This is a genomic window from Luteococcus sediminum (assembly GCF_054783495.1).
The window spans coordinates 311,902-332,720 of record NZ_BAAGQL010000013.1 but is presented as its reverse complement, the minus strand read 5'-3'; the positions used below and the strand labels follow the sequence as shown (position 1 = coordinate 332,720).

20 protein-coding genes and 1 tRNA gene are annotated in these 20,819 nt (G+C 68.8%); 10 read left to right on the top strand and 11 right to left on the bottom strand.

Translation table 11 applies throughout. The features are described 5' to 3' along the window. Window positions 1-44: 44 nt before the first annotated feature. The 3 genes from ACYVKA_RS08440 to ACYVKA_RS08430 form a co-directional block, all read right to left on the bottom strand. Window positions 45-1,433, bottom strand: coding sequence for a DUF4032 domain-containing protein (locus ACYVKA_RS08440; protein ID WP_460704550.1), 1,389 nt, complete (start codon window positions 1,431-1,433; stop codon window positions 45-47). 48 nt (window positions 1,434-1,481) lie between these two features. Next, on the bottom strand, window positions 1,482-2,660 hold the full coding sequence (gene metB, locus ACYVKA_RS08435) for a cystathionine gamma-synthase (protein WP_460704548.1): 1,179 nt from the start codon (window positions 2,658-2,660) through the stop codon (window positions 1,482-1,484). Window positions 2,661-2,802: 142 nt separating this feature from the next. Beyond that, entirely contained in the window at window positions 2,803-3,921 is a 1,119-nt protein-coding gene (locus tag ACYVKA_RS08430; RefSeq protein WP_460704546.1) for an ABC transporter ATP-binding protein, read from the bottom strand. A 194-nt stretch (window positions 3,922-4,115) separates the two neighbouring features. Between ACYVKA_RS08430 and ACYVKA_RS08425 the strand changes: the two genes are divergently transcribed. From ACYVKA_RS08425 to ACYVKA_RS08410, 4 genes are all read left to right on the top strand, one after another. Further along, entirely contained in the window at window positions 4,116-4,400 is a 285-nt protein-coding gene (locus tag ACYVKA_RS08425) for a putative quinol monooxygenase (RefSeq protein ID WP_460704544.1), read from the top strand. A gap of 110 nt (window positions 4,401-4,510) precedes the next feature. Then, a complete protein-coding gene (gene tdh, locus ACYVKA_RS08420; protein ID WP_460704542.1) occupies window positions 4,511-5,536 on the top strand; it encodes an L-threonine 3-dehydrogenase in 1,026 nt (341 codons plus the stop codon). A gap of 15 nt (window positions 5,537-5,551) precedes the next feature. Next, complete coding sequence (locus tag ACYVKA_RS08415; protein WP_460704907.1) at window positions 5,552-6,841, top strand: glycine C-acetyltransferase; 1,290 nt, start codon at window positions 5,552-5,554, stop codon at window positions 6,839-6,841. A gap of 120 nt (window positions 6,842-6,961) precedes the next feature. Continuing rightward, window positions 6,962-7,660: a DedA family protein gene (locus tag ACYVKA_RS08410; protein WP_460704905.1), complete on the top strand. Its 699-nt coding sequence runs from the start codon at window positions 6,962-6,964 to the stop codon at window positions 7,658-7,660. A gap of 3 nt (window positions 7,661-7,663) precedes the next feature. On the opposite strand, the gene ACYVKA_RS08405 is transcribed toward ACYVKA_RS08410, so the two are convergent. From ACYVKA_RS08405 to manA, 4 genes are all read right to left on the bottom strand, one after another. Beyond that, entirely contained in the window at window positions 7,664-8,179 is a 516-nt protein-coding gene (locus ACYVKA_RS08405; RefSeq protein ID WP_460704540.1) for an O-acetyl-ADP-ribose deacetylase, read from the bottom strand. After that, the gene (locus ACYVKA_RS08400) at window positions 8,179-8,826 is read right to left on the bottom strand and encodes a class I SAM-dependent methyltransferase (RefSeq protein ID WP_460704538.1); all 648 of its coding nucleotides are present in this window, start codon (window positions 8,824-8,826) and stop codon (window positions 8,179-8,181) included. The genes ACYVKA_RS08405 and ACYVKA_RS08400 overlap by 1 nt, the downstream gene beginning before the upstream one ends. Window positions 8,827-8,865: 39 nt before the next feature. Beyond that, a tRNA-Thr gene (locus tag ACYVKA_RS08395) sits at window positions 8,866-8,941 on the bottom strand. Window positions 8,942-9,019: 78 nt separating this feature from the next. Continuing rightward, the gene (gene manA, locus ACYVKA_RS08390; protein ID WP_460704536.1) at window positions 9,020-10,189 is read right to left on the bottom strand and encodes a mannose-6-phosphate isomerase, class I; all 1,170 of its coding nucleotides are present in this window, start codon (window positions 10,187-10,189) and stop codon (window positions 9,020-9,022) included. Window positions 10,190-10,361: 172 nt separating this feature from the next. On the opposite strand from manA, the gene ACYVKA_RS08385 reads away from it, so the two are divergent. The 3 genes from ACYVKA_RS08385 to groL all read left to right on the top strand — a co-directional run bounded on the left by ACYVKA_RS08385 (window position 10,362) and on the right by groL (window position 12,895). After that, on the top strand, window positions 10,362-10,637 hold the full coding sequence (locus ACYVKA_RS08385) for a DUF3263 domain-containing protein (protein ID WP_460704534.1): 276 nt from the start codon (window positions 10,362-10,364) through the stop codon (window positions 10,635-10,637). Between the two features lie 117 nt (window positions 10,638-10,754). Beyond that, the gene (locus ACYVKA_RS08380) at window positions 10,755-10,982 is read left to right on the top strand and encodes a CsbD family protein (RefSeq protein ID WP_460704532.1); all 228 of its coding nucleotides are present in this window, start codon (window positions 10,755-10,757) and stop codon (window positions 10,980-10,982) included. A gap of 290 nt (window positions 10,983-11,272) precedes the next feature. Beyond that, window positions 11,273-12,895, top strand: coding sequence for a chaperonin GroEL (gene groL / locus ACYVKA_RS08375; protein ID WP_394274849.1), 1,623 nt, complete (start codon window positions 11,273-11,275; stop codon window positions 12,893-12,895). 120 nt (window positions 12,896-13,015) lie between these two features. Here groL and ACYVKA_RS08370 read toward each other — a convergent pair whose 3' ends face one another. Together ACYVKA_RS08370 and ACYVKA_RS08365 are read right to left on the bottom strand one after the other, a co-directional pair. Beyond that, window positions 13,016-13,474 carry an alpha/beta hydrolase gene (locus tag ACYVKA_RS08370; RefSeq protein WP_460704530.1) on the bottom strand — a complete coding sequence of 153 codons (459 nt, stop codon included), beginning with the start codon at window positions 13,472-13,474 and terminating at the stop codon, window positions 13,016-13,018. Beyond that, window positions 13,381-13,767 carry an esterase/lipase family protein gene (locus ACYVKA_RS08365; RefSeq protein WP_460704528.1) on the bottom strand — a complete coding sequence of 129 codons (387 nt, stop codon included), beginning with the start codon at window positions 13,765-13,767 and terminating at the stop codon, window positions 13,381-13,383. Before ACYVKA_RS08365 ends, ACYVKA_RS08370 begins: the two co-directional genes overlap by 94 nt. Window positions 13,768-14,108: 341 nt before the next feature. Between ACYVKA_RS08365 and ACYVKA_RS08360 the strand changes: the two genes are divergently transcribed. Beyond that, on the top strand, window positions 14,109-14,834 hold the full coding sequence (locus ACYVKA_RS08360) for a copper homeostasis protein CutC (RefSeq protein WP_460704526.1): 726 nt from the start codon (window positions 14,109-14,111) through the stop codon (window positions 14,832-14,834). Here the strand turns inward: ACYVKA_RS08360 and ACYVKA_RS08355 are convergent. Continuing rightward, the gene (locus ACYVKA_RS08355) at window positions 14,779-17,289 is read right to left on the bottom strand and encodes a YfhO family protein (protein ID WP_460704524.1); all 2,511 of its coding nucleotides are present in this window, start codon (window positions 17,287-17,289) and stop codon (window positions 14,779-14,781) included. The two genes, ACYVKA_RS08360 and ACYVKA_RS08355, sit on opposite strands and share 56 nt — an antisense overlap. 91 nt (window positions 17,290-17,380) lie before the next feature. Between ACYVKA_RS08355 and ACYVKA_RS08350 the strand changes: the two genes are divergently transcribed. Together ACYVKA_RS08350 and ACYVKA_RS08345 are read left to right on the top strand one after the other, a co-directional pair. Beyond that, window positions 17,381-18,328: a glycosyltransferase family 2 protein gene (locus tag ACYVKA_RS08350; protein ID WP_460704522.1), complete on the top strand. Its 948-nt coding sequence runs from the start codon at window positions 17,381-17,383 to the stop codon at window positions 18,326-18,328. 25 nt (window positions 18,329-18,353) lie between these two features. After that, window positions 18,354-18,737, top strand: coding sequence for a GtrA family protein (locus tag ACYVKA_RS08345; protein ID WP_460704520.1), 384 nt, complete (start codon window positions 18,354-18,356; stop codon window positions 18,735-18,737). A gap of 174 nt (window positions 18,738-18,911) precedes the next feature. On the opposite strand, the gene ACYVKA_RS08340 is transcribed toward ACYVKA_RS08345, so the two are convergent. Then, entirely contained in the window at window positions 18,912-20,786 is a 1,875-nt protein-coding gene (locus tag ACYVKA_RS08340; RefSeq protein ID WP_460704518.1) for an FG-GAP-like repeat-containing protein, read from the bottom strand. Window positions 20,787-20,819 lie beyond the last annotated feature (33 nt).

The following is a 20,819-nucleotide window of genomic DNA, read 5'->3' as shown; positions in this document are numbered from 1 at the left end:
AGTCGACCCCCACCCGCGCGGCCGCTGATGCAGTTCGTGGCCCCTCAGGCCTCGTCGAGCCCCGCCCTGGCCTTGGCCCGCAGGGCGAAGATGTCGAAGCCGTTGAGCGGCGGTTCCTCATCGTCCTCGATCCCCTCCTCCCACGGGTCATAGGGGGCCTCGTCGTTGTCGTCGGCATATCCCTGCGAGGGGTCGAAAGGATTGGCCAGCACCCGCTGGCCGGATTCGGTCGGGTCGCCGGCCAGCGCCTCGTCGGGCAGGTTGCGCAGGATGTCATTGATGTAGCCGTGCGCGGCGTCGGTGATGGAGACCTCGTAGCCACTGCGCTGGCTGGCATACCAGCGGTAGTCGAGCACCTCATGGAAGAACTGGGCCGGGTCGCGCTTGCCCGCCAGCTCCGGCGGGATCGTGGTGACGGCGGGTTCGAAGCACTGGGTGAGCCACTGGTGGGCGACCTGGGCCTCGTCGACGTGTTGCTGGTTCGTGCGGGCCCGGTAGGTGTCCAGGTCGTTGAGCAGGCGGCGTGCCTGGTTCTCCTCGGTGTCCAGCCCGGTCAGGCGCAGCAGGCGCCGCGAGTGGTGCCCGGCATCGACCACCTTGGGCTGGATCCTCACGGTGTCGCCGCTGGGCGAGGTGACGATGTCCAGTTCGGCGACGTCGAAGCCCAGGGCGTTGAGGCGCCGCACCCGCGACTCGATGCGGTGCAGCTCATTGCCACCGAACTCCTCGACGCCGGTCAGTTCGGTCCACAGCTCGCGGTAGCGGTTCTCGATGTTGTCCACCAGGCTCAGCGGGTCGAGCGACTCGTCGAGCAGGCCGCCGGCCTCCAGGTCGCAGAACTCGCCGAACAGGTTCGTGCGCGCGATCTGCAGGTCGTGCTCGCGCTGGCCATTGGTCAGCTTGTCGTGCAGCTCACCGGTCTCGGCATCCACCAGGTAGGCGGCGAACTCGCCGGCGTCGCGACGAAAGAGCACATTGGACAGCGAGACGTCGCCCCACAGGAAGCCCAGCAGGTGCAGCCGGGCGAGCAGGACCACGAGCGCATCGATCAGGCGCATCACGGTGTCCTGGCGCACGCCGGAGCTGAACAGGGAGCGGTAGGGCAGCGAGAACTGCAGGTGGCGTGTGATCAGCACCGGGTCCAGCGGGGTCCCGTTCTCGGAGACGCGGCCGGTCACCACGCCCAGCGGCTCCACCGAGGGAGTGCCCAGGCGCATCAGGTCGTGAAGCATCCGGTACTCGTGGATGGCCAGGTGCTCGATGACCTCCTTGGCGGCATAGACCTGGTCGTCGACGCGGATGAAGCGCACGACGTGGCGCGAGATGCCGCGGGGGAGCGCGACGAGTTGTTCGGCCGGCCAGCTGGCGAGGGGGGTCGACCATGGCAGGGGGATCAGCCGGGCGTCAGGTTTGGCGGACAGGAATCGGGGCACCCCACCATGGTGCCATCCGTGCTGACAATCCGGGGCAGTGGGCGTGAGTCAGGCAGCGTGGGCGCGGTCGAGTGCTGCCCGCAGGTCGGCCACCAGGTCGTCGGCGCCCTCGATCCCGATGCTCAGCCGCAACAGTGACTCGCTCAGCCCGGCTGCCTGCTGCACCTCGGGCGGCATCGAGGCATGGGTCATGGTGGCCGGATGACAGACCAGCGTCTCCACCCCGCCCAGGCTCTCGGCCAGCAGCAGCAGCTGCAGGCCGTCGCTGAAGCGCTTGACGGCCGCGAGTCCTCCGTGCAGCTCGAAGCTGAGCAGCGAACCGAAGCCGCCGTACTGTTGGCGACGGGCCAGCTCGTGCCCGGGATGTGACGGCAGCGACGGATGGTGCACGGCCGAGACCGCCGGGTGGCTGGTGAGCACTTCCACCATGGCGCGGGTGTTCTCCTCGTGCACCCTGATCCGGGCATCCAGGGTGCGAAGGCCGCGCAGCACCAGGTAGGAGTCCAGGGCGCCGGCGGTCAGTCCCAGGCAGTTGCCCCAGCCGCGCAGCTGCTCTGCGTGCTCCGGGCTGCGCGCAATCACCGCACCGCCCACCACGTCGGAGTGGCCGTTGAGGAATTTCGTCGTGGAGTGCAGCACCAGGTCGGCACCCAGGTCGAGCGGCAGCTGCAGGGCAGGGGAGCAGAAGGTGTTGTCGACGGCCACCACCGCCCCGGCGGCATGGCCCAGCTCCGCCACGAGTGCGATGTCGGTGAGGCGCAGCAGCGGATTGGAGGGGGTCTCCACCAGCACCAGGTCGGCGGGGCGCGACAGTGCCTGCCGGGCGCTCTCGGGCTCGGTGAGGTCGACGAAGTCCACCTCCAGGACGCCCTTGTCCGCCAGCCACATCAGCTGGCGCCAGGTGCCGCCGTAGCAGTCGTGGGGTGCCACGACCCGGCCGCCACCCCCGACGACGGTGTTGACCACCAGGGTGACCGCCGCCATGCCGCTGTTGGTCACCACGGCGCCGGCGCCACCCTCCAGAGTGGTCAGTGCCTCGGCCAGCAGGTCGCGGGTCGGGTTGCCGCTGCGCGAGTAGTCGTAGTCGCCGCGCCCGTCGAGACCGTCGAAGACATAGTTGGTCGACAGGTGCACCGGAGGGACCACCGCCCGGTGCGAGCTGTCTCGTCCCAGCCCGGTGCGAAGCCCACGGGTTGTGCGGCCGAGGCTGTGGTCTTGCTGGCTCACGATGGTCTCCTGGGTGGGGGTCAGGGTGTCACTCCAGCCTAGGAGTCCAGCTAGAGTGCCTGTTCCGGCAGTGAATTCGTGAGACGTGACGGACCCCGCCACCGGACAGGTGGCGGGGTCCGCAAGGGGTGCTGCGGCGGGATCAGCGGGCGCTGTTGGTCCCCGGCGAGAGGCGCTCCTGCGTCTCATTGCTGAACACGTGCACGCTCTCGGGCGAGACGGCCAGGCGCACCGTGCTGCCGCGCTGGGGCTGCACGCGACCGCTGATACGGGCCACGATCTGGCTGGCGGTCAGCTTCTCGTCGTCGGGCAGGTGGGCCAGCACGCCGTAGATGTAGCCGTCGGCGCCGAGCTCCTCGACCACGGCGACCTCGACGGGGATGCCGTTGTTGTCGGGGGCGATGGTGAAGTTCTCCGGGCGGATGCCGATGGTCAATGTCTGCTCGTTCGGGGCCTTGGCGAGGGTCTCACGGGCCACGGGCACCACGTAGTCGCCCACCTGCACGCCACCGTCGACGACGCGACCGGTGGTCAGGTTCATGGCCGGCGAACCGATGAAGCCGGCGACGAAGAGGTTGGCGGGGGTGTCGTAGAGGGCCAGCGGGGTGTCGACCTGCTGCAGGACGCCGTCCTTCATGACGGCGACGCGGTCACCCATCGTCATGGCCTCGACCTGGTCGTGGGTCACGTAGACGGTGGTGACGCCCAGACGGCTCTGCAGGGCCGCGATCTGGGTACGGGTCTGCACGCGCAGCTTCGCATCCAGGTTCGACAGCGGCTCGTCCATCAGGAAGACCTGCGGGTTGCGCACGATCGCGCGGCCCATGGCCACACGCTGGCGCTGGCCACCCGAGAGGGCCTTCGGCTTGCGGGCCAGGAAGTCCTCCAGGCCGAGCAGCTTGGCGGCCTCCAGGACGCGCTGGTTGCGCTCCTCCTTGGGGACGTTCTGCATCTTGAGGGCGAAGCCCATGTTGTCCGCGACCGTCATGTGCGGGTACAGCGCGTAGTTCTGGAAGACCATCGCGATGTCGCGGTCCTTGGGCGGCAGGTCGGTGACATCGCGGTCACCGATGTGGATGCTGCCGGCATTGACCTCTTCGAGTCCGGCGAGCATGCGCAGGCTGGTGGACTTGCCACAGCCGGAGGGGCCGACGAGCACCATGAACTCGCCGTCGCCGATCTCGAGGTTGAGCTTGTTGACGGCGGGGCGGTCGGCGCCCGGGTAGACGCGCGAAGCGTCCCTGAAACTGACGGTGGCCATTGCCACACTTCCTCTCCACGGGCAGGTACGTGCCCGACGATCCGTAGTGGAAAAATCGTGGACGGCCTTCTGTCCACGTCTCCAAGGGTTGCACATGATGAACAGCAGGTGAAGAGTGGTCCCCGATTCTGGGCTGAAGAGCCGCTGTGGCCGGTGCGATGATGGGTCCACACCACCACCCAGACAGGGGCCACATGATCATCACCCACTGCCTTGTCCACACCACTCCCGAAGGCGTCGACGAGTTCATCGCCGCAAGCCAGCGCAATGCCGAGGCCAGTCGCCAGGAGCCCGGCGTGGAACACTTCGAACTCGTCCAGGGCCTCGCCGATCCCACCCGCTTCTGCCTCGTGGAGCACTACCGCAGCCTCGAGGACGTCGAGTCGCACAAGACCCAAGCGCACTTCCTGGCCTGGCGCGAGGCGGTCAGCCACCTGATGGCCGAGCCGCGCACCACGCACCGCTTCACCACGCTCTGATCACGGCGCCCCCGTTCCTTGCGCCCCACCCGCGCGCAGGCGAAGGACTTGGTTAGCATCGGGGGCACGACCGAATGTCCTGCGGTCCCACGATGGCGTGAGGAGAAGTGATGAAGGCGCTGGTGAAGGTCAGGCCCGAGCCCGGGCTCGAGCTCGTCGACGTGCCGGAGCCCACGATCGGGCCCAATGAGGTGCTGATCAAGGTGCTGCGCACCGGGATCTGTGGCACGGACCTTCACATCGACCACTGGGACCCGTGGGCACAGCGGGTCGTGCCCACCCCCTTGACGATCGGCCACGAGTTCTGCGGCGAGATCGTCGAGCTCGGCAGCGCCGTCGAGGACCTCAAGGTCGGCATGTTCGTCAGCGGCGAGGGCCACTATGTGTGCGGCCGCTGCCGCGCCTGCCTGGCCGGCAAGCGGCACCTGTGCCGCAACACCCAGGGCATCGGCTACATGGTGCCCGGTTGTTTCAGTGAGTACTTCGCCATGCCGGCCGGCAATGTGTGGGAGCACCGCGTCGACGTCGACCCCGACGTCGCAGCGATCTTCGACCCCTTCGGCAATGCCGTGCACACCGCACTACAGTTCCCGGCCCTGGGCGAGGACGTGCTGGTCAGCGGTGCCGGCCCGATCGGGATCATGGCCGCGCTGGTGGCGCAGTTCTCCGGGGCCCGGCACGTGGTGATCAGCGACCTGTCGGAGGAGCGTCTGGAGCTGGCGCGTTCGCTGGGGCTGGTCCACGCCGTCAACCCCGCCCAGACGCCGCTGTCGTCGATCTTCGACAGCGCGAAGATGCGCGAGGGCTTCGACATCGGCCTGGAGATGTCGGGCTCGGGGCGGGCCCTGTCCGACATGATCGACAACATGACCCACGGAGGTCGCATCGCCCTGTTGGGCACCCCCGCGCGACCCACCGAGATCGACTTCAGCAAGATCATCTTCAACATGCTGACCCTGCAGGGCGTCACCGGCCGCCAGATCTTCGAGACCTGGTATGCCATGACCGTGCTGCTGGAATCCGGGCTGGACATCTCCGGTGTGATCACCGACCGCCTGCCCTACACCGAATACCGAGAGGCCTTCACCATCGCGGGCAACGGCCGCGGTGGCAAGGTCGTGATGGACTGGAGCTGAGCCGTGAGCAGGACGATCACCACCGAGCTGGCCGCCGAACTGGCCGAGCTGAAGGAACAGGGCCTCTACAAGGTGGAGGTGCCACTGTCGAGCGCCCAGAGCGCCCACATCGACGTGCAGGGACGACGGGTCGTCAACCTGTGCGCCAACAACTACCTGGGGTTGGCCGACGACCCGGCACTGGTCCAGGCCGCCAAGGACGCCCTGGACCGCTGGGGCTTCGGCATGGCCAGCGTGCGCTTCATCTGCGGCACCCAGGACCTGCACACCGAGCTGGAGAGCAAGATCACCGGCTTCCTGCATCCTGTCACCCAGGGCGAGGGGGGACGACCCCCCTTCGATCCCCCCGCGCCCGAGAGCTCCCAGGGCGAGGGGGGACGACCCCCCTTCGATCCCCCCGCGCCCGAGAGCTCCCAGGGCGAGGGGGAATGGGACACGATCCTCTACTCCTCCTGCTTCGACGCCAACGGCGGCCTCTTCGAGGTCCTCTTCGGCGAGCAGGACGCGATCATCTCCGACGAGCTCAACCACGCCTCGATCATCGACGGCGTGCGACTGAGCAAGGCCCGTCGCCTGCGCTACCGCAACCGTGACATGGCCGACCTGGAGGAGCAGCTCAAGGCCTCGCAGGACTGCCGGCGTCGCGTGATCGCCACCGACGGCGTCTTCTCCATGGACGGCTACCTGGCGCCGCTGGACGAGATCTGTGACCTGGCCGACAAGTACGACGCGCTGGTGATGGTCGACGACTCCCACGCCGTGGGCTTCGTCGGCACGCACGGCGCCGGCACCCCGGAGCGCTACGGCGTGCAGGACCGTGTGGACATCATCACCGGCACCCTCGGCAAGGCCCTGGGTGGGGCCTCCGGCGGCTACACCTGCGCCCGCTCCGAGGTGGTCGAGATGCTGCGCCAGAAGAGCCGGCCCTACCTGTTCAGCAATTCGCTGGCCCCCTCCATCGCGGGTGCGACGCTGGCCACCATCGAGCTGCTGGAGCAGTCGGACAGCCTGCGCGAGCAGCTCAACGAGAACACCCGCTGGTTCCGCGAGGAGATGACCCGTCGCGGCTTCGAGATCCCCGAGAGCGACCACGCGATCGTGCCGGTCATGATCGGTGACGCGGTCAAGGCCGCCGCCATGGCCGACATCATCCTGGCCGAGGGCATCTATGTGCGGGCCTTCAGCTACCCGGTGGTGCCCAAGGGCAAGGCGCGCATCCGCACGCAGATGTCGGCCCGCCTCAGCCGCGAGGACCTGGAGGCCGCCGTCGCCGCCTTCGAGAAGGCGCGCGCCGAGGTCGGCTGAGGCTGCCGACGGCCAGGGGGCGGGTACGCTGGCGCGGTGACCAGCAGCCCCGACCCCTGGCGGGCACGCCCCGCGCCGGACGCCACCGACGAGCCCGCCGTGGGTGCAGCGCCCGTGACGATGGCCACCGCCGACGACGCGAAGGCCTGGTGGGACAACGAGGGCCTGCCGTGGAAGCACGAACCCGGCCGCGCCGACAAGGCGTGCATGGCCTGGATCGCCTTCATGGGGCTCTTCGGACTGGCGATGCTGCCGCTGCGCGGATGGCTGCTCGGGCTCAACCCGCCCCTGCTCGTCGCCCTGACCGGGTCACGCTCCGGCACGGCGGCGATGGGCGCCCTGGCCAGCCAGGGACTCGCGCCCCACTGGTGGTTCTACCTGGCGCTCGGATCGCTGATGAGCATCAAGTTCGACTGGGTCTTCTGGTGGGCCGGCAAGCTCTGGGGCCGCGGCATGATCGAGGTCTGGGCCGGCCAGTCGAAGCGGGCCGCCAAGAACTATGCGCGCGCCGAGGGCTGGGCCCGCAAGCTCGGCTGGCTGGGCATGTTCGTCGCCTACGTGCCGATCCCGCTGCCGCTGATGCAGGTGATCTTCGTCCTGGCCGGCTCCACCGGCATGAGCTGGAAGAAGTTCATGGCGCTCGACTTCGTCGCCAGCACCTGCTGGCTGCTCGGTTACTTCTGGTTCGGGTGGAGCGTGGGCGAGCCCGCCGTCGTGCTGCTCAAGGAGTACGCCAAGTACGCCAACTACGTGGCCATCGCCCTGGTCGTCTTCATCTTCGGCTCCACCTTCTGGTCGCAGTCCAAGAAGGCCCGCTGAGCCTCAGCCGGTCAGCGCCACCCGGTAGCCCCGCTCCGCCTGCTCGTTGAAGGCCACCAGGAGCACCCGCTCCACCCGCGTCGACGTGGCACGCACCGTGTGGACCGCGATCCGCGTCGCATCGTCCATCGGCCAGCCGTAGACGCCGGCCGAGATGGTGGGGAAGGCGATGCTGCGCGCACCGAGCTCGTCGGCAATCCGCAGCGATTCCCGGTAGCAGGAGGCCAGCGTGTCCGAGCGGTCCTCGCGGCTGCTGAAGACGGGCCCGACGGTGTGCACCACCCACCGGGCCGGCATTCGTCCCGCCGTGGTGGCCACCGCCTGGCCGGCAGGCAGGCCGTCGACCAGGCTCGTGCGTCGCAGCTCGCGGCAGGCCGCCAGCACCTCGGGCCCGCCGGCGCGGTGGATCGCGCCGTCGACGCCACCCCCGCCCAGCAGGCCGGAGTTGGCGGCATTGACCACCACGTCCACCGCCAGCGAGGTGATGTCGCCGCGCACCACCTCCAAGGTGGTGGCCATCACCGGGCCTTGCCGAAGACGGCCACCAGGAAGTCCGAGTCCTCACGGAAGGGCTTCAGGTCCCAGGTGGACAGGCCCAGCTGCAGCTCCAGCCCGCCCGCGGCCGCCTGGTTGAGGAAGTCGGAGAACTCGTAGCCGCGGCCGGCACCGAAACCGATCACGCACCGCCCCTCGGGGGCCAGGTGCCGGGCCAGGTTGGCCAGGATCCGCGGACGGCTCGACGGGGCCGGGAATGCGATCGCATTGCCGGCGCACAGGATCACGTCGAAGGGCTCGCTGATGCCCTGGGCGGGCAGGTCGAGCAGCGTCAGGTCCTGCACCACATAGCGCGGCCCGGGGGCCTCCTGGCCGGCGATCTCGATCAACGTGGGGTCCAGGTCGACGCCCACCACGTCGTGACCACGCTCGGAGAGCCAGCTGGCGTGCCGGCCCGGGCCGCAACCGGCATCCAAGATGCGCGCCCCGCGCGGGGCCATCGCGTCGACGAAACGGGCCTCGCCCAACAGGTCGGCACCCTCGGCGGCCATCCGGCGGAAGCGCTCGGCGTAGTTGCGCGGGTGCTCGGGGTTCTGGGCGACGATGCGCTCCCAGGTGCCCGGCTCGACACCGGTGGGGGAGGGCTGGGAAGTGGTGGTGGGATCAGTCACCCGTCCATCCTGTCACGCAGTGCACAGGGCGGATCGTCATGGAGCCCCCGACAGGAGTCGAACCCGCGACATCCTCTTTACAAGAGAGGCGCTCTACCTACTGAGCTACGGAGGCGTGCCGACCGTGGCCGACCGCTCAATTGTGCCGGTGGGCGGCCAGTCAGGACAAGCTGCCCGGTTCGGCGAGCCCGTCTCAGAGGCCCGGGGCCGCCAGGAAGCAGGTGCCACAGCCGGACAGCGTGACGGCCTCCCCGGCGGTGATGAAGGCCGACTCGCCCTTGCCCAGGCGAGTGCCCTTCGCGTCACGGACCTCCCCGTCGACCACCAGCAGCACGCGACCGGCATCGGTGGCCGGCAGCTCGACGTCGACACCCTCGGCGGGCTGCACCTGCCACAGCGAGAACTCGGGGGCGGGCGTCGGGAAGTGCAGCAGGCCCGGTGCCTGCTGCTCGCCGCGCACCAGCTCCACCGGGGCGGCGTCGAAGTCCACCACGGCGACCAGCTCGTCGACGTCGATGTGCTTGGTGGTCAGCCCGCCGCGCAGCACATTGTCGGAATTGGCCATGATCTCGATGCCGGTGCCCTTGAGGTAGGCGTGCATGTTGCCGGCAGGCAGGTAGACCCCGTCGCCGGGCTGCATCGTGAAGCGGTTCATCATCAGTGCCGCCAGGATCGAGCTGTCGCCCGGGTAGAACTCGTCGAGCATCACCGCGGTGCGGCAGAAGTCGCCGAACTCGCCCTCCTCGGTGGCGTGCACCAGGCAGCGGGCCACCGTCTCGTCCACCAGGCCTTGGTGGGCCTCGTCGCGGCCCAGGGCGTCCAGGAAGACCTCGGCGAGCCCCGCCGCCCCACGCCGCAGGCGCAGGGGAGCGACCATCTGGTCGAGCTGGGCGATGCCGAGCTGCTCGAAGAGCTCCGCGGTGCGCAGCGGCTCGCGGAAGCCGCACAGGGCGTCGAAGGGGGTCAGGGCGAGCATCAGCTCCGGCTTGGGCCAGTCGTCCTTGTAGGTGCGCGTCGGGTCGGTGAGTTCCACGCCCGCGGCATTCTCCCGGGCGAAACCGGTCTCGGCCTGTTCCCGCGAGGGATGTGCCTGCAGCGAGAGGGGCTGGTTCGCCGCGAGGATCTTCAACAGGTAGGGCAGCACCGGCCCGAAACGCTCGACACTGGCCTGGCCGACCACTTCGGGATGCTCGGCCACCAAGGTGTCCAGTCGCTGTCCGGCGACGACCGACGGAGCGCTGCGATGTGCCCCGAGCCAGTACTCGGCCTGGGGTTCACCGGTCTGCTCGTGACCCAGGATCTCGGCGATCGCGGTGGTTGATCCCCAGACGTAGTTCTGGATGGTTCCAGCCATCGGTTGCATGGGTGCGGATCCTTCTGGTGGGAGGAGGGTCGGGATGCTGCGCGTCCCAGTCTGACAGGTGGGGGGTCCTTCGCGCCGAGTTGCCAAGGGCTCTGCTTGGTCCTTCCTCAGGATGGTGGCTGCTGGTCGCCGCTGACTGCGGTTGTCGGTGGCGGCGCCTAGGATCGAGCCCATGTCCCAACCCATTGCCCTGCCCGACAAACCCCTGGAGGAGTGGCAGCAGGCCATCCTCGACTTCGAACAGGACGCCTCCCGGCTCGACCAGGCACAACGTGAGCAGGAGGTTCGTGATCGTTTCGACATGTCCCTGCCGCGCTACACCCAGGTGCTGAACCAGCTGCTCGACCATCCCGCCGCGCTGGCCCACCAGCCGCTGCTCGTGCGGCGCCTGCGCCGCCTTCGCGAGCAGCGCCGCCTGGCCCGTTCTGCGGCACCCCTGGTGCGGTGAGACATCAGGCGACGGATTTCGCCGGCCGCGGAAGTCCTTCCTGGGCAGGCGGTTGCGGGATAGCGTTGGGTCAAACGCACGCCGTAGCGTCCGAAGGGACGCAAGGAGGAGGATTCCATGGGTATCGGTGACAAGCTCGAGAACGCCAAGGACCAGATCGCCGGAAAGGCCAAGCAGGCCGCCGGGGATGCCACCGACAACGAGCGTCTGCAGACCGAGGGCGCTGCCCAGGAGTTCGACGGCAAGGCCGGCCAGAAGGTCGAGCAGGCCAAGGACAAGGTCGACCAGAAGGTTGACGAGGTCAAGGGCAAGGCCAACGACATCGTCGGCGACCAGAACAACTGACGTAGCCAGCTCTACACGCTGCGGCGATGCCCGGCCCCCGCAGGGGCCGGGCATCGCCGTGTCTGGTCGGTGGGCACCGCCACAAAGCCGTGACAGGGCGCGAGATCTTTGCACTCGTGGGTGGCGAGTGCTAAAAATGGACTTGGCACTCGGCTCGACCGAGTGCCAACCAGAGGTCGACGATGAGGCCCCAGGGGCCGTCCGTCGCGGGCATCCGATGACCTCGACCCAGACATTTGACACACACCCGGGGCCCACGGCCCCTGACGCGGGAGGACTCCCGAAAGACCATGGCAAAGCTGATCGAATTCAACATCGAGGCCCGCCGCGGGCTCGAGCGTGGCATGAACACGCTCGCCGACGCGGTCAAGGTCACCCTCGGCCCCAAGGGCCGCAATGTCGTCCTGGAGAAGAAGTGGGGCGCCCCCACCATCACCAATGACGGCGTGTCCATCGCCAAGGAGATCGAGCTCGAGGATCCCTTCGAGAAGATCGGTGCCGAGCTCGTCAAGGAGGTCGCCAAGAAGACCGACGACGTCGCTGGCGACGGCACCACCACCGCCACCGTGCTGGCCCAGGCAATGGTCCGTGAGGGCCTGCGCAATGTGACCGCCGGGGCCAACCCGATGAGCCTGAAGAAGGGCATCGAGGCCGCCGTGAAGGCCATCAGCGACGAGCTGGGCACCATGGCGATCGACGTCGAGACCAAGGAGCAGATCTCCGCCACCGCGTCGATCTCCGCCGCCGACACCACCGTCGGAGAGATCATCGCCGAGGCGATGGACAAGGTCGGCAAGGAAGGCGTCATCACCGTCGAGGAGTCGAACACCTTCGGCCTCGACCTCGAGCTCACCGAGGGCATGCGCTTCGACAAGGGCTACATCAGCCCCTACTTCGTCACCGACACCGAGTCGATGGTCGCGGAGCTGGAGAACCCCTACGTCCTGCTGGTCGACGGCAAGGTCTCCTCGCTCAAGGAGCTGCTGCCCGTCCTCGAGAAGGTCATGCAGTCCAGCCGTCCGCTGCTGGTCATCGCGGAGGACACCGACGGCGAGGCCCTGGCCGGCCTGATCGTCAACAAGATCCGTGGCACCTTCAAGTCCGTGGCCGTCAAGGCCCCCGGCTTCGGCGACCGCCGCAAGGCCATGCTGGCCGACATCGCCATCCTCACCGGTGGCACCGTCATCAGCTCCGAGGTGGGCCTCTCCCTGGAGACCGCCGGCCTGGAGCTGCTGGGCCAGGCCCGCAGCGTGCGCATCACCAAGGACGAGACGATCATCGTCGACGGCGCCGGCGATGCCGACCAGATCGCCGGTCGCGTCTCGCAGATCCGCAAGGAGATCGAGAACTCCGACTCCGACTACGACCGCGAGAAGCTGCAGGAGCGCCTCGCCAAGCTGGCCGGCGGCGTCGCCGTCATCAAGGTCGGCGCGGCCACCGAGGTGGAGCTCAAGGAGCGCAAGCATCGCATCGAGGACGCCGTCCGCAATGCCAAGGCTGCGGTCGAGGAGGGCATCATCCCCGGCGGTGGCGTGGCGCTGATCCAGGCCGCCAAGAACGTCAAGCTCGACCAGCTCGAGGGTGACGAGGCCACCGGCGCCCAGATCGTGCTGCAGGCCGCCCAGGCCCCGCTGCGCCAGATCGCGCTGAACGCCGGCCTCGAGGGTGGCGTCATCGTCGAGAAGGTCGCCAACCTGCCCGTCGGCGAGGGCCTCAACGCGGCCACCGGCGAGTACGTGAAGATGGTCGAGGCGGGCATCATCGACCCGGCCAAGGTGACCCGCTCTGCCCTGCAGAACGCCGCCTCCATCGCGGCGCTCTTCCTCACCACCGAGGCCGTCATCGCCGACCAGCCCGAGAAGGCTGCCCCGGCCATGCCCGGTGGCGACGAGATGGGCGGCATGGGCTTCTGATCCAGCCCTGCTGACGCACAGTCGCACCACGTCCGAAGGGCGGCTCCCCACCAGGGGAGCCGCCCTTCGGCCTGTCCGGGAGCCCGACTGCTCAGCCCAGGGCCGGCACCCGGGTGCAGTTCACCGGCACCGCCCGGGCGTGTCGGCCGGGCAGAAGTCCTGCAGGGTCTGGTTGACCACACCGGGTTCGCGGATGAAGGAGTTCGTGCACGGCGTGATGGTGGCGTCGTGCCGCGAGGCGATCACCGTGTAGCGCACGCCCGGCTGGGTGAGGCCCCCGGCATTGAGTTCTGTGAGGAAGCTGGAGCCGGCCAGCTGCTGCGGCGTGGCCATCATGTTGTGCCGCTTCGCATGGTCGAACAGGTAGCCATTGGTGGCGGCATTGGTGTCGCGCAGCAGCTGGGCCAGACCGCCGGCCGTCGTGCCATGGTTCGACGGGGTGATGCCCACCAGGTGTCCCACCTTCGCGGTGCCGCCGTACCACTTCAGGTAGGCCCGCGGTAGCGGTCCGCCACCCTGTGAGTGGCCCACCAGGTCCACCTTCTCGGCGCCGGTGCGCTCCCGGACGGTGTCCACCACGCCAGCACTGCTGCCGAGCTGCGGATGTCGCCGGAGAAGGCCGACGACTCCTGCAGCCGGCCTGCCGGGCCCGTCGACGGGTTGTGGGTGAAGGTGTAGACGCACCAGCCGTCGCGGCTCAGCATCGACGACATCCAGCTCCAGTTGGCGAAGGTGTCCTCGCCGGTGCCCGGCACGAGCACGACCGGGTTCTCACCGGGGCGCGGCCGGCAGGAGAAGTCGTTGGCGCCCTGCGGCACCATTCCAGGACGGGTGCTCGCGGCGATCGAGGCGGTGGTCCACAGCCGGTGCACCGGGCCCTGCCCGTGGGCTGGGAAGCCACCGGGGAGTGGGGTGCTGCCAGTCCACCTGGCTGGTCCGGGGTGGGAAGGTCGACGGCCCGGGCGGGGCCGGGGTGCTGGCCAGTCCGGTGGCACGGGCCAGGGCGGCGACGAGGCCGCCCCAACGAGTGCTGCGCATGAAGTGCTCCTGTGGTGGATGGCCGGCACGGTGCCGGCGGTGCTGAGGCTAGGACTCGTCCTCGCGGCACCACCAGCCTCCAAAGCCATGTCACGCCCACCGTGACAGGAACCGTCGCACTACGGGGCCCGCTGAGGGGCTCGACGTTCAGGGCCGGGCCGGGCACGATGAAGCCATGCCCGCACTGCTCGAAGTGATCTGCCTGCACGACGCCGATGCCCGTCGCGCCGAGGATGGTGGTGCGGACCGCATCGAACTGCTCGGCACCCTCGACGACGGCGGCATGTCACCCGAGCCGGCCATGGTGGAGAAGGTGCGTGCCGCCACCGGTGTGGAGCTGCGGCCCATGGTGCGGCTGCGGCCCGGTTTCGGTACTGACGGCGGGGAGTTCGTCCGGCTGCAGGGCCTGGTGAACGCCTATCGCGACGCGGGCGCCGACGGGGTGGTCTTCGGCTTCCTCAACGGCTATGACGAGGTGGACACCGAGGTCTGCGTCGCGCTCGCCGAGACCGCCGACTGCCCATGGACCTTCCACCGGGCCGTCGACCAGGTGCTTGACGCCGACAAGGCCTGGCGGGTGCTGCCCCGACTGCCTCGGCTCGACCAGGTGCTCACTGCCGGATCAGCTCGAGGCGTCGAGCACGGGCTCGACGAGCTGCTGGCCCGGTGCACCGCGGACCCCAGCCTTGCGTCGCTGGTGATGGCAGGCGGCGGGCTGCACCCCGAACACGTCCCCTGGCTGGCGCGGGCCGGCGTGCGTTCCTTCCACATCGGCAAGGCGGCGCGCCCACTGGGCCAGTACAAGGCCTATGTGGACGCTCCGCTGGTGCGCACCTGGCGGGAGCTCATCGACGACGAACTCGCCAAAGATTCGGCAGGACCACGAAGCCCACGGCCATGACCAGGCCGAGGCCACTGCACAGGAGTCCTGCTGTGAGCCCTGGCGTGCGGTAGCGGCACTCGACCACCGACGCGTTCTCGACCGGGACCGTGAGCAACCCCGCCCGTGAGGCCGTGGGGGCCGGCTGGTCGTCCGCGTGGCAGCTCCATCCCTCCTGGGCGGCGGTCGCGAGCACGACCTCCCCGCTGACGGGAGTGGCAAATCGTGCTGCCATGCGGCCAGGTGACGCCGTGATTGCCGGCACCTGGGTGGCGTCGACCTGTCTCTCCAGCTCGGCCAGGTCCAGGCAGGCCAGGTCTCCCGGATGCAGGGTGATCGGTCTGATGGCCTTGACCTGCACCGTGGTGCGCCCGGGCTGGACGGTGATGATCTGGTTGCCGTCGGTCTTCACCTGACGCTGCTCTCCCGTGGCATCGTCCTGCCAGGTGAGCGCCGCGAAACGCCCTGCCAGCTGGACCTGCAAGGTCATACCGGCGGGGCAGCTGACCGTCAGATCGGCACTGTGGCGCGCAGCGATCACCAAGGGTGTCTTGAAGGGCCGGCCGTCCCGGCCAGCAATCGCAGGATGGAGGATGGGCTCTTCCACCAACAGGTTGCGGTTGGAGAAGGCCTGGGCAAGGCCCCCCACCGGATGGCTGGGGGCCGGGGCGAGACGGACCATGGGGAAGGCCTTGCGCTGGACCGTGTCGTCCATGTCGACGGAATTGGCCTCGATCGCCACCGCCGCGAGGGCTGCCATCGCAGGGTCCTGGGCGGCGGTGATCATGCGCCCATTGGCCGTGGCGGTCATGCCAAGGCCCTTCCACGTCGTGGCCACGGACAACGGCATGTTCGAGCTGTAGTAGGAAAGGCCCGGGTAGCCGAGCTGCTCGGGCTCGTTGAGTGCGGTCCACGGCGTTGCTCCACCGGGACGTGCGCCCGAGACGCGATGAGTGGGCCACTGGGCTGCACTGGTGGCTGCCTGTGCCCGACCCAGCGCTGCGCTGGCCCGGTGGTCGAACAGTGGTGATGCGCCGAGGAAATTGCGAATCTCGCGATCGATGTGTTGTGCCGAGGCGACCACTTCCCCCGCCCCCAGGACGATGACCACCGTGACCACCGCCGCGCGGGCACCGCGATGGGTCAGCACACTGGCCACCAGGGTGAGCACGATCGTGGCGCTGGGCCACACCCAGTAGTGGCTGGCCTGCGAGAAGTGCTGGATCGGTTCCGCCCCCGAGGCCACGGCCAGCAAGCCGACGACCACGACGGCAGCCGCCGTCATGGACTCAACCCGGGGCCACGCCAGGGTGGACGTCTGTGCACGCAGACTGCCCCGCTGCACTGCCACCCACGCCGTGACCACCAGCAGGCCGACCACGGTGAAACTGAACCGGTAGGGATTGCCGTTGGGGAAGTCGAAGATGTTCCAGGCCCACACGGTGGTTTCCAGACGCATGGAGAGGAGCGCGGCAGCCACGCCGAGCGGCCAGGCAAGTGCTTCGCGCACGGGCAGCCCGCGGGGAAAGAGTAGCGTCGAGGCCAGCACGAGGACCAAGGAGCCGGCGCAGATGGCGGGGGTGGCCTGGACTCCCTCGCCCAGGGGGAAGAGCTTGGCCACGAACAAGGAGGTTTCGATCAGGTCGAAGTGGTCGAGGCCAAAGGGAACCCCCCTGGAGACGGCCAGCGCGGTGGGGACCAGCAGCACGCCGGTGCACAGGACCCCGATGATGCCGACCACGGCGAAACGGGCCACTGCCCGCAGGGCGCCCAACCACGTGCGGCTCGTGGCAGCCAGCCAGATGAGCAGGAAGAGCGCTGCCCCCAGGCTTGCCATGTAGGCGGTGTAGAAATTGGACCACCACGACAGGGCCACCAGTGCGATCGAGGCCAGCCGGTGCCGGACGGCGGCCGTCCAGCACGCAGCCAGGCACAGCAAGGGGAAGGTTGCCAGACCATCCAGCCACATGGGGGTGTAGATCGAGATGTCGAAGACCCAGCTGGAACTGGCATAGGCGGTTGCCAGCAGCGGGATGGGCCAGATCGCAGCCCGTGGTGCCAGGTGCTTGAGCAACAGGGCCATGGTGGCCGCGGACAGGCAGATCTTGGCCAGGGTGAGGATGGTGAGCGCGGTTTCGATCCGGTGGGGTGGAGCGAAGACCAGGGCCAGGTTGAGGGGGCTGGCGAGATAGGTGGCATAGTCGGGCAGGAAGGCCACACCGCCGCCGGCGGTCCAGTTGAAGCCCCACCCCACCAGGTCACTGCCCCGCAGAACCCGCCCCAAGGTCTGGTGGAAGGCCAGGTACTGCGAGCCGTAGTCACTCAGACCACGCGACGACTTGCCCAAGGGCCAGATCCCGCTGCGCCACATGACGACAAGGTGCAACAGACCGGTGAGCACGGCCGCAAGCACTCCGGGTGCCAGCATCGGCGCCAGTCCGAGCCGGGATCGTCGCACGGCGGGATCAGCGGTCATGTGTCGAATGTAGTGAACGCAGCAGGGATCCTTGGTCAGTTCCTGCGGCGCGCCCCAGGGGCGTGCCACCTGGCCCCAATAGGGTTGGACGGTGACCTTCTTGCTCTCCATCGTGGTTCCCTGTTATGGGGAGGCCGCGAATCTTCCGCGCCTGTACGAGGAGCTCGCGACCCTGGGCCGGCAGATCGACGGCGATCTGGATGTGGTGCTGGTCAATGACGGCAGCCCCGACAACACCTTCGAGGTGGCATGGGCACTGGCCGAGCGCGACGCCCGCATCCACGTGCTGTCATTCTCGCGCAATTTCGGCAAGGAGGCCGCGATGCTGGCGGGCCTGCGGGCGGCCCGCGGTGATGTGGTGGTCGTCATGGATGCCGACCTGCAACACCCGCCGTCACTGATCCCGCAGTTGTTCGAACCCATTCGCCAGGAGGCTGTCGGCCAGGTCATCGCGCGACGTGACCGGGCCGGTGACCCGTGGCTGCGCACCCAGCTCAGCAAGGCCTACTACCGCGTGGTCAACTCGATGATCGACGTGACCCTGCAGGACGGCGAGGGTGATTTCCGCGCGCTCTCGCGTCCTGCCGTGGACGCCCTGCTGGCGATGAGCGAGCGCAACCGTTTCAGCAAGGGACTGTTCGCGTGGATCGGATTCCCGAGCCGGACGATCACCTACTCCAATGTGGGCCGCGCCGAGGGCGAGTCCTCGTGGTCGTTCAGGTCGCTGGTCAACTATGGCGTGGACGGCGTGATCAGCTTCAACGACCGCCCGTTGCGCCAGATGACCGCAGTCGGGGCCGCAGCCGTCGCGGTGGCGTTGCTGTACCTGGTCGCATTGCTGGTTGACTGGGGCAGGGAAGGTGTCCAGGCACCCGGCTACATCACCACCATTGCGGTGGTGACCATGTTCGGCGGGCTGCAGCTGCTCAGCCTGGGCCTGATCGGGGAGTACATCGGCCGGATCTATTCCGAGGTGAAGGCGCGCCCCCATTACGTCGTCGAGCACGACAGCAGGGCACTGCGGGGCCGAAGTGAGTGAACTTCGTGCCAAATGGGGCCCGTCCGTGGCCCGCCTGGTCCGCTTCGGGATGGTGGGCGTGGCCAATACCGCCGTCTACTACCTGTGCTACCGCCTGGCCCTGCTCCTCATGGTCTACTTGGCCGCCCACCTGCTGGCCTGGGTGCTCTCGGTGCTGTTCAGCTTCCTGATGAACTGCTGGTTCACCTACCGGGTCCGACCCACCTGGCGTCGGCTGCTCGCCTTCCCCGCCTCCACCCTGGTGAACCTGGCCTTCACGACGTTCGGCTCGGTGCTCCTGGTGGAGCGGCTCGGCGTCGACGAACGCTATGCCACCCTCGCGATGGGGATCCTGGCCATCCCCTTCACCTTCGCCGTCACCACGCTGGTGCTGACCCGAGGGATGAACGACCCAGCACGGGAGGCCTGAGCCGGCCTCACTATCCTCGCCCCCGGTTCCGCAGGGGTCTGGCGGTACAAGCCACACGCAAGGGGCCGCAAAACGGCGGCCACGAGCAGCGAGGGCCATGGGCAGCGAGGGCACGTCCCGGCGTGGACGTGCCCCCGCTGCATCGGGGAACAGCTCAGTCCAGACAGTCCCGGATCAGCCGAGCAGCCTGAACCCGGCCGCCGTGGTCGGGTTGTTGTGAGCTGTGCCCACCCGCCCGTCACGCAGCACCGGGTAGGTGGCCAAGGCGGAGGTCGTCTGGTACACGATGTCCTCGTAGCCGTCGCCGGTCAGGTCACCGGGCAGTGCCACCAGACTCGGACGCCAGCCGTGGCCCACCTCGCGGCCATTGGCGAAGGACCGCCCGGTGGAGGTGTAGGCGAACATCTTGCCGTCGTGACGGATGGCCAGCAGGTCGCCGCGGGCATCGCCGTTGATCCCGGAGGTGCCCAGCAGGGCGCGCATCCCGCCCCAACGCTGCCCCACCACTCCCACGTCGCGGGCACCGCCGGTGGCGGGCAGTCGGTAGCGGTGCAGGTCGCCATTGGCGGCCCGAGCCACCAGGTCAGGGGTACCGTCCCCGTCGAAGTCACCGACGGTGGCGAAGGCGGTGATGCCATTCCAGCGCACCCCCACCTGGCGCACATAGCCCAGCGTGCCCTTGCCGGTGCCGCGGTACAGGTGCAGGTTGCCGTCGATGTCACGGGCCAGCAGGTCGGTGATGCCGTCACGGGTCACGTCGCCGGGCGAACCGAGCCAGGTGAAACGGGACCAGCCGACACCACCCACCTGCACCGGAGCCGTGAGGCGACGGTCGGTGCCTGCGCGGAAGAGGAAGAGCCTGTCGCCCTTCACACCGAACAGGTCAGCACGGCCATCACCGGTGAAGTCACCTCGTACGACTCGGGAAGCCGGGGAGGGGGCGGAGTCATTGCGGTGCTTGTACATGATCCGCGAGGCGCCGGCGATGGTGGCCTTCTGCGTCTCCAGGCTGCCCGTGGCCGAGTGCGTCAGGACCGCGGCCGTGTAGGCGCCGGGGGTGTGGTGGTTGTATCCGATGGAATTGACGTGCCAGCCGTCGGTGCGCGGCAGCCAGCCGTTCTTGACGGCAATGTCGGTTCCGGGCCCCTGGTTGACGCCCCAGGTGGTGGCGCCGCGCATCAGCGAGAGGCCGTAGGCGCGCATCGAGTCGTTCAGCACCGGGTTCTTGCGCGCGAAGTGGTCCACCAGCACCACATTGTCGGGGGCGCTGGTGACGGTCAGGCCCCAAGCGCTGTTGTTGACGGTGCTGCGCAGGCCCATCCGGTCGTTGACCGCCTGCACGGCGGGTGCCTCACCCACGTGGCGCCACAGGTTGGTGGCGGCGTCATTGTCCGAGACCCGGATCATCGGCACCATCTGCGACTTCTCCCAGGCGGTGAGGCCGCGCCCCTTCTGCTGGGCCTGGTACATCACCGTGGCCATGATCTGCACCTTGACGATGCTGGCCGTCACATTGGTAGCACGGCCCTTGTAGTAGCTGTGGATCGTCGAGCTGCCGCTCTTGCGCCAGGCCACGGCCACATTGCCCGAACGTCCCGCCAGGTAGCCGGCCATCTCCTTCTGGTACGGGAAGGAGGTCACGGGGCCATAACCGGCCGGGTTGGCGGAGGCCTGCGCCCGGACCTCGGGCTGCGTGCGCGAGGCCAGGGTTGCATCGGCCTGGTCGAGCAGCTCCTCGGTGTCGACGCTGACCTCGAAGACGGCCTCGCCACTGCTGGACAGGTTGCCCTGGGCGTCGCTGGTGGCGGCCCGGCAGGCCAGCCCGTCCTCGACGACGGACAGCACGCCGGCCTCGGCCAGGCGCCAGGTGCTGCCGACGCGCTCGGCCTTGACCTCACCGACCTCGTCGCAGACGAAGGCCTGCGGGCCCGGCTCGGCCAGGGCAGTCAGTGGCGCCGCCGTGCCTGCCAGGGTGGCGCCGAGGGCCAGGGTGAGAACCTTGCGGGCTAGGCCGCGCCGATGGGCCGTGGGGGATGTGGACTGTGACACGAGACTTCCTCCGGTGATGGTTTGACACAGGGG

Bases quoted from the DNA above. Each gene is read 5' to 3' on its own strand.
- ACYVKA_RS08355 (WP_460704524.1), bottom strand. From the start codon at position 17,289: ATGACCGCTGATCCCGCCGTGCGACGATCCCGGCTCGGACTGGCGCCG.
- ACYVKA_RS08425 (WP_460704544.1), top strand. From the start codon at position 4,116: ATGATCATCACCCACTGCCTTGTCCACACCACTCCCGAAGGCGTCGAC.
- ACYVKA_RS08430 (WP_460704546.1), bottom strand. From the start codon at position 3,921: ATGGCCACCGTCAGTTTCAGGGACGCTTCGCGCGTCTACCCGGGCGCC.
- ACYVKA_RS08380 (WP_460704532.1), top strand. From the start codon at position 10,755: ATGGGTATCGGTGACAAGCTCGAGAACGCCAAGGACCAGATCGCCGGA.
- tdh (WP_460704542.1), top strand. From the start codon at position 4,511: ATGAAGGCGCTGGTGAAGGTCAGGCCCGAGCCCGGGCTCGAGCTCGTC.
- ACYVKA_RS08405 (WP_460704540.1), bottom strand. From the start codon at position 8,179: ATGGCCACCACCTTGGAGGTGGTGCGCGGCGACATCACCTCGCTGGCG.
- ACYVKA_RS08410 (WP_460704905.1), top strand. From the start codon at position 6,962: ATGGCCACCGCCGACGACGCGAAGGCCTGGTGGGACAACGAGGGCCTG.
- ACYVKA_RS08360 (WP_460704526.1), top strand. From the start codon at position 14,109: ATGCCCGCACTGCTCGAAGTGATCTGCCTGCACGACGCCGATGCCCGT.
- groL (WP_394274849.1), top strand. From the start codon at position 11,273: ATGGCAAAGCTGATCGAATTCAACATCGAGGCCCGCCGCGGGCTCGAG.
- ACYVKA_RS08385 (WP_460704534.1), top strand. From the start codon at position 10,362: ATGTCCCAACCCATTGCCCTGCCCGACAAACCCCTGGAGGAGTGGCAG.
- manA (WP_460704536.1), bottom strand. From the start codon at position 10,189: ATGCAACCGATGGCTGGAACCATCCAGAACTACGTCTGGGGATCAACC.